Here is an 11728-nt window from a genome sequence, read left to right as displayed (position 1 = left end):
TTATGAAACTTAAAAATATATTTAAATATTTAATTGCAGGGATTTTAATATTGTATTTAAATGCTTGCAGCAACGCCACAGAAGCTGATCAATTATTTGAGCAAACACCAACAGAACGTCTAAATGCTAGAAAAACCGAATTAAAAGACGCTTTATTATCTTCAGAATTTGGATGGAAAGCAGTTTATTTTACAGACAATACAGTTCTGGGAGGTTATACACATTTATTTAAATTCGCTCCGGATGGTACAGTACAAATGGCATCTGATTTTGACGGCGATACAGCAGTTTACAAAAGCGAATACGAAATTCAGTTAGGAAGTACGGTTAGTGTAACCTTTACAACCAAAAACAGAATTCATCTTTTGTCAGATTCTGATAGTTATCCTATAGCAGCCTTAGAAAGTGAAGGATACAAAGGAGATTTTCAGTTTTTGTATTACGGTCAGGAAAACGGAGATATTGTTTTTAGAACCAATAGAACCGTTAAGGAATTACGTTTTGTAAAAGCAACAGCAGCAGATTGGGCAGATCTTCCGAAAAATTTAATCATGGAGCAAAATGTAATCGGAGGAGCCAGCCGACCGCTTTTTAGACTTTTAGAAACCAATGATGGAAGTACAAAACATCAATTTGATTTTACCTATACTACACCAACTCGTTATGCCGAAGCAAATTCTATAGAAGCTGGATATACAGTAAGTTATGATATGGGCATTGGATTTACTCCAACAGGAATTGTAGTGAGTCCAGCCGTAGAAGTAGGAGGTCAGAAACTGACAAATTTTGTTTATAATGATGTCGATGGAAGTTTTACTGCAACTGGTACTGGTGGTGTAACTGCTGTAATAAAATATACCGATAAGCCACTGCTTCTAACAGATGATTATAAAATGCTGCTTCCAGGACAGCCTCTGGCGTGGTTTGGTTTTTATGCCGACGATTATACGGTTGATGCACCAACTAATTCGCCGTTATTTTATGCTGAGCTGGCAAAAATTAATGCAGCGCTTCCGGCGGGTCAGGAAATCTCATCCATACAAATATATACCAACCATAGTCTCGGAACTTTCATTTATTACACATTTGTAGGCAGAGCGGCTTTATTCCACTTTGTAGATGTCGTAGAAGATGCACCGGGTAAAAAAGTTATTCTGAAACATAAATCATGGAGTAATGCTACAACGGCTGCTTTTGTAACAAGTTTAGATAAATATTTAACAGATCCAAACGGAATTTATTTAAAGAGAGAAAGCTTTAGATTGTTTTACAGTGAGCCGGTTTACACATTCACAAGTTCATCTAGCCCTTTTAGAATGACAACGTGGAAACTTAATTAGTAGTTTTAATTTTGAATTTTTATTTTGAAGAAGGCAGCTCAATTTGAGCTGCTTTTTTTATCTTTAATCACTGAAGTAAATATTCCAAAGTGACAAACCCTTTTTTTATACCACAAATTTTATAAAACGACCAAATAATCTATATTTGTATTTTTAAAAAATAAAAAACGAATACCTTAATATGAAATTACTAGAAGGAAAAGTTGCAATTATTACTGGCGCTAGTCGCGGAATAGGAAAAGGAATTGCTGAAGTTTTTGCTAAACACGGAGCAAATGTAGCTTTTACATACAGTTCATCTGTAGAATCAGCTCAAGCTTTAGAAGCTGAATTAAACGGTTTAGGAATTAAAGCAAAAGGTTACAAATCTAATGCAGCCGATTTTAATGAAGCACAAACTTTTGTTGAAGCTGTTTTGGCTGATTTTGGAACTGTTGATATCTTAATCAATAATGCAGGAATCACAAAAGATAATTTATTAATGCGTATGTCAGAAGCAGATTTTGATCAAGTAATTGATGTTAACCTGAAATCTGTATTTAATATGACAAAAGCGATCCAAAAAACTTTCTTAAAACAACGTGCGGGTTCAATTATCAACATTAGTTCTGTAGTAGGAGTTTCTGGAAACGCAGGTCAAACCAACTATGCTGCATCAAAAGCGGGTGCAATTGGTTTTACAAAATCAGTAGCGTTAGAATTAGGATCTCGTAACATTCGATGCAATGCAATTGCTCCAGGATTTATCGAAACCGAAATGACTGCCAAATTAGGAGAAGAAGTAGTAAAAGGATGGAGAGAAGGAATTCCTCTAAAACGCGGCGGTACAACAGAAGATGTTGCAAATGCTTGTTTGTTCCTGGCTTCAGATTTAAGTTCTTATGTAACAGGACAAGTTCTAAATGTTTGTGGAGGAATGTTGACCTAAGGAGCTAAGTTACAAAGGTTCAAAGCTTTTATTAAAAACCTTTGAATTATTAAATCTTCCAATCATTAAATTAAAATTATGACAACAAACACGATTCTATTATTATTACTTTCTTTAGTAATAGCGGGTGGGTTATCGTATTTTCAATATTTTTTTAAAGCCAAAAGTAAATCAAATGTGATTTTTCTTTTGGCTTTTTTACGTTTTCTGGCAATTTTCGGATTATTACTTTTATTAATTAATCCGATTATTACAAAGAATGCGCTTGAAGTTACCAAAACACCTTTGGCCGTTGTTGTCGATAATTCAAGCTCAATTACAGCTCTAAAATCAGATAAAAAAGTTGTTGAATTATACCAGAAAATAATTTCGAACCCTGCTATTCGAGAAAAATTCGAAATTCAGTCTTATCAATTTGATGCCGATTTTAAACCCTCAGATAAATTTGATTTTAAAGGAAATCAAACCAATTTAGATGAAGCGGCAAAAAACTTAAAAAGCATCAACAAAAACCTGATTTTTCCAACCGTTGTTATTACCGACGGAAATCAGACTACCGGAAACGATTACGTATATCGTTTTGATCCGGTTAATAAAGTTTATCCTTTGGTTGTAGGAGATACAACCACTTTTCTGGATTTAAAAATTAATCAGCTGAATGTAAACAAATATGCATTTCACAAAAATAAATTTCCAGTTGAAGTTTTTTTACAATATGCCGGAGACAAACCAATAAATGCTGATTTTACTATTGCTCAGGGAAATTCTATTGTTGCCAGAGAAAAAGTTTCTTTTTCTCCATCAAAAAAAACAGCAGTAGTCAATTTATTGCTTCCTGCCGATAAAGTAGGATTGCAGGTTTTTAAAGCATCAGTTTCGTCAAACACAAAAGAGAAAAACAGCTATAATAATATTAAAAATTTTGCTGTCGAAATTATAGATCAAAAGTCTGTTATTGCAATCGTTTCCTCTGTAAATCATCCGGATATTGCCGCATTAAAACGTTCTATTGAATCTAATGCGCAACGTAAAGTGATTTTAGTTAAACCCAATGAAATCAATTTATTGCAAGATGCTTCAGTTTTGATTTTGTATCAGCCGACGGCAGCTTTTAAAACAGTTTTTGACAACAATAAAGCAGCAGGAAGAAATACCTTTATTATTACTGGAAATAATACCGATTTTAATTTTTTAAATCAGCAGCAAAATAATCTGATATTTAAAATGAGCGGACAACGCGAAGATTATTTATCTGAATTTGATTCACATTTTAATTTATTTGCTGTAGATAATCTAGGTTTTGAAAATTTCCCGCCCTTACAGAATTTATTCGGTACCATTACAACAAGCGGAAATGTTTCTGTGTTACTTTCATCAAAAATTAGAAATGTAGCGACAAATGCTCCTTTATTGGCTTTCGCCGAAAACCAAGGAAAAAGAAGCGCTTTTCTTTTAGGAGAAAACAGCTGGAAATGGCGTCTGCAAAGTCATATCGACAATCAGTCGTTTGAAAAATACGATGTTTTTGTAGACAAAATAATTCAGTTTTTAGCATCAAGTTCTACAAAAAAATCATTAGTTGTTACGCACGAAAGTTTTTATAATTCGGGAGAAGAAATTATAATCAATTCGCAGTACTTTAATAAAAATTATGAATTTGATGAAAAAGCCAGACTCACCATTTCTGTTACAAATACAGCGACTAAACAAAGTAAAAATTACGATTTACTAAAAGGAAATAATTCTTTTTCTGTAAACCTGGACGGATTAACAGCCGGAAAATACAATTTCACTGTAAAAGAATTAAATTCTAATACGTCGTACTCAAGTCATTTTGAGATCTTAGATTTTGATATCGAAAAACAATTTGTAAATCCAGACGTTTTAAAATTGAAACAATTAGCATTACAAACAAACGGAAAAGCTTTCTTTGAAGATCAGGCAGATGACTTGATCAATACACTTTTAGAAAGCAAAGAATATAAATCAATCGAGAAAAACAGCACCACCAAAACTCCAATAATTGACTGGGTTTGGTTATTGATTTTAATTACTGTTTTATTGACTACAGAATGGTTTGTGAGAAAATATAACGGATTGTTGTGATGAAATATAATCGAATTCCTTCTAGGATTTTGTAATCGTATGGTTATAAATTAAAAGTCTAAATTATGAAAGTTAAATTCTTTTTTATTGCAGCAATTTTGATGGTAATTTTTTGTTTTTTTTCATTTTCAGAAACAAATAATACCAACAAAAGCAATCTTTTGGGAAACACGATTCAGCAGCGTTTTCAACTGCCTCAGGGATTTGTAAGAGAAGAAGAATCTAAAACTTCGTTTGGATTTTTTTTGCGAAATCTTCCATTAAAACCGTCAGGTTCTAATGTTTTGTATTTTGATGGAACTATAAAACCAAATCGAAACGTTTATGAAGCGGTTGTGGATTTACCCATTGGAAAACAGGATTTGCATCAATGTGCTGATGCCGTGATGCGTTTACGAGCGGATTATTTTTATAGCCAGAAACAGTACGATAAAATACATTTTAATTTTACAAATGGTTTTCGAGCTGATTTTAGCAAATGGGCGGCAGGTTACAGAATTGCAATTAAAGGCAACAAAACCAGTTGGGTTAAAACTGCAAAACCATCTGACAGTTATCAAACCTATTGGAAATACTTAGAGACGGTTTTTATGTATGCAGGAACGGCTTCGTTAGAAAAAGAACTGAAACCAATTAATGTTTTAGACATAAAAACAGGAGATGTTTTTATAAAAGGAGGCTTTCCAGGTCACGCTGTTATTGTAGTTGATATAGCTGTGAATCCAAAAAATAAGCAAAAAATTATGCTTTTAGCACAAAGTTATATGCCAGCACAGGAAATTCAAATATTGAAGAATCCAAATAATGGTTCGTTGAGTCCTTGGTACGCTGTCGATTTTGGAACCTCTCTGCAAACACCTGAATGGACTTTTAGTTCTTCACAATTAAAACGTTTTTAAATGAAACGATTCTTTTTTTTAGTATTTATATTTCAAAATGCTTTTTCTCAAGAAATCCCATTCAATGTTCAAAAATTAATTAAAGCATATCCAGATCAAATTGTTGGTTATAAAGACAATAAAATTATTTTTAGTGATAAATCAAATTTGATTTATGATGATTTTAAAAATAAAACGAATCAAGAATTATTAGATAATCCTGATATTGAGGATCAATTTAAGTTTGTTTATAATAAAGCAAATAAGAATTTAATTCCAAAGGAAGACGCAGGAAGAATTCGAAATGAAGCTTTTTTTAAGAAAATTTACGGAAATTCAAAATCAGAAGTTGAATCAAAAATGACTACAATTATTTGGTGTCCGAAATTAATCAATCAGAATATAAAAGTAACAACCGTAAATGGAATTGATAAAATAGTAAAAAAACTATCAGCAGAATTAGATAATAATCCAGAATTTAAAAAATACATTAATGCTATTGGGGGTACATTTAGTTGGAGAAAAATTTCAGGAACAAACCGATTGAGTATGCATAGTTATGGAATGACAATAGATATTAATGTCAAAAATTCCAATTATTGGCAATGGGATTGTAAATGTAAAAATGAAGAAGTTACTCTTTCGTATAGAAATCAAATTCCCCTCAAGCTAGTTTCAATTTTTGAAAAATACGGCTTTATTTGGGGAGGAAATTGGAAACATTATGATACAATGCATTTTGAGTATCGACCTGAACTTTTGTTATAAATTCTCGATTATTTTATTGCAAAAAAAATATTACGGAAGAAAGTGGATTAGGAATTAAAAATTTATGATTATGGATTTCAGGCTAAAAGTTTTTTACACTGTTGCACTCCGCCTTAGTTTTACTAAAGCTGCTACAGAATTGTATATTACGCAGCCTGCAGTTTCCAAACATGTTCAGGAATTAGAAGAAACCTATAAAACCAAACTTTTTGAGCGTAATGGATCTAAAATTGCCATAACGCCCGCAGGTGAAATTTTACTAAAGTATACCAAAAGTATTTTTGAAATCTATCGTGAAATTGATTTTGAGATGAGTTCCTTCAATACCGATCGTCAAGGTTTACTGCGATTGGGAGCAAGTACGACAATCTCGCAATATATTATTTCTCCAGTTTTGGCTCGTTTTCATCAAAAGCAAAAAGACATAAAAGTTAATTTACTGAACGGAAACACAGAGCAAATCGAAAATGCTTTAATCAATAAAGAAATAGAAATCGGAATTGTCGAAGGGCAGACCAAAAATCAGTCTATTAAATATATTCCATTTCTAAAAGATGAATTGGTTTTGGTTTGCAGCAGCAAAAATCCTTTTGTGCTGCAAAATGAAATTTCGGTAAATGATTTGAAATCAATGAAATTTATAACTCGCGAACGCGGATCAGGAACACTTGAAGTTATAGAATTTGCTTTAAAAAAAATAAATTTCAAACTCACCGATTTACAAATCGAAATGCAGCTTGGAAGTACAGAAAGTATAAAATCCTATTTATTAAATTCAGATTGTTTTGCTTTTATGTCAATACATGCAGTAGGTAAAGAGCTTAAAAACAATGAATTAGTTGTAATAGATATAGAGAACTTATCTATCGAAAGATATTTTTATATCATAACTTTACAAGGAAAATCAGATCCTTTATCCGAATTATTTATTCAAAATATAGCTTCTCATTATAATTTTAAGTTATAGCAGATTGTTATTTGCGATTGGTGATTTCCGTTTAAACAACGGAACTTTGCAGAGTAAATAATAAATCTATTTTGAAAACAAAACAGCATTCAGCTTCACAACTTTTAGAAATTAATCATTTTTTGCAGCAATTGCTTTTTGCAGCCGTTATCATTTTATGTTTATTTTCGATTATTTCTCCGCCCATTGCTTTATTGTTTGGAGTAATTCTTGTAAATATTTTTGGGAATCCTTTCGTAGAATTTAATAGCAGAGCAATTACCTTTTTATTACAGTTTTCTGTAGTTGGTTTAGGTTTCGGGATGAAGGCTGCCAGTGCAGTTTCAGTAGGAAAAGAAGGTTTTACGTTGACGGTATTTTCAATTTTCAGCACTTTAATTTTGGGGTTTCTATTAGGAAAATGGTTGAAAACTGATAAAAAAACTTCGCATTTAATTTCATGCGGAACTGCAATTTGCGGCGGAAGTGCCATTGCTGCACTTTCGCCCGTAATTAAATCAGATGAAAATCAAACTTCGATTGCTTTGGGAGTGATTTTTATACTGAATTCAGTTGCGCTGTTTGTTTTTCCTTTTATCGGACATCAGCTTGATTTATCACAAAAAGACTTCGGATTATGGTGCGCTATTGCCATTCACGATACCAGTTCTGTTGTTGGCGCTGCCAATAAATACGGTGCAGAAGCTTTGCAGATTGCCACGACAGTCAAATTGGCCCGAGCATTATGGATCATCCCAATTTCTCTCCTAACTGCAGTAATTTTTAAAAATAAATCTCAAACTGCTGGTACAAAAAAAATCCCTTATTTTATCGGTTTATTTATCCTGGCAATGTTATTGAATTCTTATGTTCCCAATGTTTCAGTTTTTGCACCTCAAATAGTAGATATTGCCAAAATAGGATTCACTATAACTTTGTTTCTAATAGGTACAACTTTAAATATAAAAACTTTAAAATCAGTAGGAGTAAAGCCTTTGCTTCAAGGTATTTTACTATGGATATTTATTGCAGGTTTAAGTTTAACGGCAATACTTTATCTGGGCTGATTTATTATTTTATCTTCGAAAACTTAACAACAGGTTTGCCTGCAAGAGTGTATTTTTTTCCTTTAAAAGAAAAACGTTTTTCGATCACAAAATCAAACTCTTTTTTAGTTTTTGCCATTGCTGCAATTTCTTCGGGAACGCCAACTTCATAATCATCCTCCGTATTTTTAGCTTTTTTATAAGAGCCAGTGGTTGTAATAATGAAATCGCGAAAAAACTTTTTACCATTATCAGTAACAACATTATAAGAACTTGACCATTCTGAATTAGGACTATTAGAAAGTGAATAATAATCTACTACCATTATAGACTGATACTTTCCTTCAAATCCAGCAATAAGATACAAATAACCATAATAAGGTGCGCCCGGTCCTCCGTTAGAATGTCTTATGGTAAAAGCATATTGATCTTCGCCAATTTGAATCAGTTTTGGTTTAGGTGATTGAGAAAAAGAACCAAATGCGGTAATTGCAGGTTGAAAAGACTTCATTTCCCACAAATTTCCATTTTTAGCAAACTTAGCCAAACCCATTAATCCGCCTGTAAAACGACTCACTTGTAAACCATCTTCGTCACCTGCTGAGTGATTAAAAAATAGTAACTTAAATTGATTTCCTTTTGAATCTGAATAATCTATGTTTTCAAGTATTCTTGTAGTAACGCCTTCCGTATACGGAAATAATTGATCTCCATCCATCTCATTTGCATCGGGATAGCCTTGTGTTTTACAGGTTTTACAGATCCAGTTTATAAATGTGCTTTTATCTGAATTATGAAAAATTTTACCAGGAAACAATTTCAGCATCGTTTTTTCGGTATTAAAAGGATCAGAAACTTTTAATGTTCTTGAAGTATTTAAGATAGTATCGCTGACTTTTTTGAGGTAAGTTTCTTGATTTTGAGAAAAAACAGAAGTTGAAAATCCAACCAGGAAAACAAGAGAATAGATAAGGCGCATATATTGAAAATTTTAAGTACAAAAACGAGACGAATTTACAAAGAAACTTTTAATGTGGACTTATATCATTTGTATGGTTTTAAAAATAATAAAAATTAAATTGAAAGAATATTTAGCAGTATTCCTTTGAATTATCTTTAAATAAAATAAATTTGCACCTCAAACAAAAACAAATGAAAAATTTTAAAATGAAACCAAAACTAATCGCTTTTCTTGTAATAGGGATTGGATTTTTGACATTATCGTGGGGAATCGTTGGCCACGAACGTATTAACAAAGCTGCTGTTATGGCTTTGCCTCAGCCTCTTCGCGTATTTTTTTACAACCACATTGATTTTATTACTCAGGAAGCATCTGTACCAGATATTCGTAAATATGCTTTAAAATATAAAGACGAAAATCCAAGACATTATATAGATTTAGAAAATTTTGGATCAATTGACAGTCTGCCTAAAACAATGGAAGAAGCAACAAAAAAATATGATGCTAAATTTCTAAATGATAATGGAACACTGCCTTGGTTTATAGAAGAAATGATGGTGAAATTAACCAAAGCTTTTAAAGATAAAAACAGAGCAGAAATCTTATTTTTGGCAGCAGATTTAGGACATTATGTTGGAGATGCGCATATGCCTCTGCACACTTCTGCAAATCATGACGGACAGTTGAGCGATCAAAAAGGAATTCATTCGCTTTGGGAAAGCAGACTTCCGGAATTATTTGTAAAAAACTATAAGTTAAACGTACCTCAAGCGCACTATTTTAACGATGTTCACCAGGCAACTTGGGATATTATTAAAAACACACATACTTTAGCACAGCCTTTATTAGACGTTGATAAAAAATTACGAACTTCAACTGCTGAAAATAAAGTATTTAAATTGGATGCAAACGGAAAAGTATTAAAAAGCAAATACAATACTGCCGTTTTCTCTGATGAATATGCAGCAAAACTGCACGCTCAGCTTAACGGAATGGTAGAAAGCCAAATGAAAAAAGCGATAGAAGCGACAGCAAGTTTTTGGTATACTGCTTGGGTTAATGCAGGACAGCCAGATTTAAGTGATCTAGATGCACCGGCAGTAACACAAAGAAACAACCAATTTTTAAAAGAAGATTTGAAACTGTATCAGAATGGAGATTTATTCGGAATGCAGAATCAAAATGACTAATTTTTGGTTTTATATTTAAAAGTTTAAGGTTTCTGTAAACCGCAAAAAAGAAAGGCTCAAATTTATTTTGAGCCTTTCTTTTTTTATAGATTTTAATGAAGATTTGCGTACAATTTGGTATTTTTCTCTTTCAAATCCTTAAATTGATATTTCTTTTCTTTCAACATATAAGAAGCTGCCTGATAAAAAGAAATCGTTTCATTGACTAAATTTGTTTTCTCTTTTTTAAGCGGAACTTCTTCATAATTAAGCTGAAAATCTGCAGATACACCCGTTTGCGGTGCCAATTTTAATTGATATTGTCTAATTTGTTTTTTTGGTGATAAAATAGTCAGCACATTATCCTTTATTAAACCCAAATCCTGATAAGTTGCAATAAAAGCTCTGGGTTTATAATTTGCTTTTAAAACATCCTGTCCAAAGAATTTACTTTGATAATTAAAATGCAGTAAGCCAAAAACTGTTGGCATTAGATCAATTTGCGACATTAATTTATTACATTTTTCTGGTTCAAATCCGGGGCGGTAAATAAAAGCCGGAATTCTGTACTTATCAAGCGGAAGCTCTATTTTTCCCGCGCTCGAAGCACAGTGATCTGCCACAATAACAAACACAGTATTTTTAAACCAAGATTGTCTGCTTGCCATTGCAAAGAATTTTCTAAGCGAATAATCGGTGTATTTTACGCCTCCGTCACGAGATTTTATATCTCCCGGAATATCAATTTTATTGTTCGGATACGTAAAAGGCCTGTGGTTGCTCACGGTCATAATATGGTTAAAGAATGGTTTATTTTCCTTTGCCTCAGCATTCATAACCTTTATTGCTTTGTTGTACATGTCTTCATCGCACACGCCCCAAACATTAGAAAATGTAATTTCTTCGGGTTTAAAGCTCGATTTATCAATGATTTGGTATCCGTTTCCAGAATAAAAATCCTGCATATTGTCAAAAAAAGCATCGCCTCCGTACATAAATTTTACATTATATCCTTTTGTCTTAAAAACGGCACCTGTCGTAAATTTGTTTTTATTGTCTTCTCTTTTTACCACACTTTCGCCCGCTGTTGGCGGGAGGCACAATGTTACCGCTTCAAGTCCGCGAACCGTACGGTTTCCAGCAGCATATAAGTTAGTAAACTGAAGACTCTTTTGAGACAAGCTGTCAAGAAAAGGCGTAATATTTTCTTTGTTTCCGTACATTTTCATAAATGCAGCGCTGTAGCTTTCAATCGTGATAAGTACCACGTTTTTATGGTTTTCTGTGCTGTCACTTTCAATGTTTCTCGAAGTGTTTTCATCTGCAGTAGTTGGGAACTGATCTTTTAAAAGAGCAAAAGCTTTTTCGTTTGAAATCGTTTTGTAAAATTTAAAATAATCTAATTTATTGTTCTGAAAAGCGAGATAAAATTTATACAATCCGTTTGACTGTAATTCATTTACAAATATATTTTTAGAATAAAGAGCCAAAAAATAAACCAATGTAAAGAACAGAAATTTTTATTTTTTGATTGAAAGATGGAATGTTGCTAATAAAATCTCTGGAATTTTTAAGTATGAAATAAG

At 32.4% G+C, this 11728-nt stretch carries 9 protein-coding genes and 1 pseudogene; 8 read left to right on the top strand and 2 right to left on the bottom strand.

Annotation, left to right across the window (positions count from 1 at the left end; genetic code table 11):
* Window positions 1–2 precede the first annotated feature (2 nt).
* From B0A68_RS23965 to B0A68_RS23935, 7 genes are all read left to right on the top strand, one after another.
* A complete protein-coding gene (locus B0A68_RS23965; protein ID WP_035680976.1) occupies window positions 3–1340 on the top strand; it encodes a DUF4302 domain-containing protein in 1338 nt (445 codons plus the stop codon).
* A 181-nt stretch (window positions 1341–1521) separates the two neighbouring features.
* On the top strand, window positions 1522–2268 hold the full coding sequence (gene fabG, locus B0A68_RS23960) for a 3-oxoacyl-[acyl-carrier-protein] reductase (RefSeq protein ID WP_035680978.1): 747 nt from the start codon (window positions 1522–1524) through the stop codon (window positions 2266–2268).
* A gap of 78 nt (window positions 2269–2346) precedes the next feature.
* Window positions 2347–4374, top strand: coding sequence for a hypothetical protein (locus B0A68_RS23955; RefSeq protein ID WP_035680981.1), 2028 nt, complete (start codon window positions 2347–2349; stop codon window positions 4372–4374).
* A 65-nt stretch (window positions 4375–4439) separates the two neighbouring features.
* The gene (locus B0A68_RS23950) at window positions 4440–5273 is read left to right on the top strand and encodes a DUF4846 domain-containing protein (RefSeq protein WP_035680983.1); all 834 of its coding nucleotides are present in this window, start codon (window positions 4440–4442) and stop codon (window positions 5271–5273) included.
* Window positions 5274–6020, top strand: a complete 747-nt coding sequence (locus tag B0A68_RS23945) for a M15 family metallopeptidase (protein WP_035680985.1) — start codon at window positions 5274–5276, stop codon at window positions 6018–6020.
* Window positions 6021–6090: 70 nt separating this feature from the next.
* Window positions 6091–6987, top strand: coding sequence for a LysR family transcriptional regulator (locus B0A68_RS23940; protein ID WP_035680987.1), 897 nt, complete (start codon window positions 6091–6093; stop codon window positions 6985–6987).
* Window positions 6988–7058: 71 nt separating this feature from the next.
* Window positions 7059–8033: a YeiH family protein gene (locus B0A68_RS23935; protein WP_035680989.1), complete on the top strand. Its 975-nt coding sequence runs from the start codon at window positions 7059–7061 to the stop codon at window positions 8031–8033.
* Window positions 8034–8037: 4 nt separating this feature from the next.
* Here B0A68_RS23935 and B0A68_RS23930 read toward each other — a convergent pair whose 3' ends face one another.
* Complete coding sequence (locus tag B0A68_RS23930) at window positions 8038–8991, bottom strand: hypothetical protein (protein ID WP_035680992.1); 954 nt, start codon at window positions 8989–8991, stop codon at window positions 8038–8040.
* Between the two features lie 173 nt (window positions 8992–9164).
* Here B0A68_RS23930 and B0A68_RS23925 point away from each other — a divergent pair, with 173 nt between their 5' ends.
* Window positions 9165–10163, top strand: coding sequence for a zinc dependent phospholipase C family protein (locus B0A68_RS23925; RefSeq protein ID WP_035680994.1), 999 nt, complete (start codon window positions 9165–9167; stop codon window positions 10161–10163).
* A 92-nt stretch (window positions 10164–10255) separates the two neighbouring features.
* Here the strand turns inward: B0A68_RS23925 and B0A68_RS23920 are convergent.
* A pseudogene (locus B0A68_RS23920) lies at window positions 10256–11728 on the bottom strand (LTA synthase family protein); the annotation flags it as partial.

The organism is Flavobacterium reichenbachii (genome assembly GCF_002217435.1).
Classification (GTDB): Bacteria; Bacteroidota; Bacteroidia; order Flavobacteriales; family Flavobacteriaceae; genus Flavobacterium; species Flavobacterium reichenbachii.
The sequence above is the reverse complement of the archived record's forward strand: the minus strand, read 5'-3'. Positions and strand labels throughout refer to the sequence as shown.

Bases quoted from the DNA above. Each gene is read 5' to 3' on its own strand.
- B0A68_RS23965 (WP_035680976.1), top strand. From the start codon at position 3: ATGAAACTTAAAAATATATTTAAATATTTAATTGCAGGGATTTTAATA.
- fabG (WP_035680978.1), top strand. From the start codon at position 1,522: ATGAAATTACTAGAAGGAAAAGTTGCAATTATTACTGGCGCTAGTCGC.
- B0A68_RS23955 (WP_035680981.1), top strand. From the start codon at position 2,347: ATGACAACAAACACGATTCTATTATTATTACTTTCTTTAGTAATAGCG.
- B0A68_RS23950 (WP_035680983.1), top strand. From the start codon at position 4,440: ATGAAAGTTAAATTCTTTTTTATTGCAGCAATTTTGATGGTAATTTTT.
- B0A68_RS23945 (WP_035680985.1), top strand. From the start codon at position 5,274: ATGAAACGATTCTTTTTTTTAGTATTTATATTTCAAAATGCTTTTTCT.
- B0A68_RS23940 (WP_035680987.1), top strand. From the start codon at position 6,091: ATGGATTTCAGGCTAAAAGTTTTTTACACTGTTGCACTCCGCCTTAGT.
- B0A68_RS23930 (WP_035680992.1), bottom strand. From the start codon at position 8,991: ATGCGCCTTATCTATTCTCTTGTTTTCCTGGTTGGATTTTCAACTTCT.
- B0A68_RS23925 (WP_035680994.1), top strand. From the start codon at position 9,165: ATGAAAAATTTTAAAATGAAACCAAAACTAATCGCTTTTCTTGTAATA.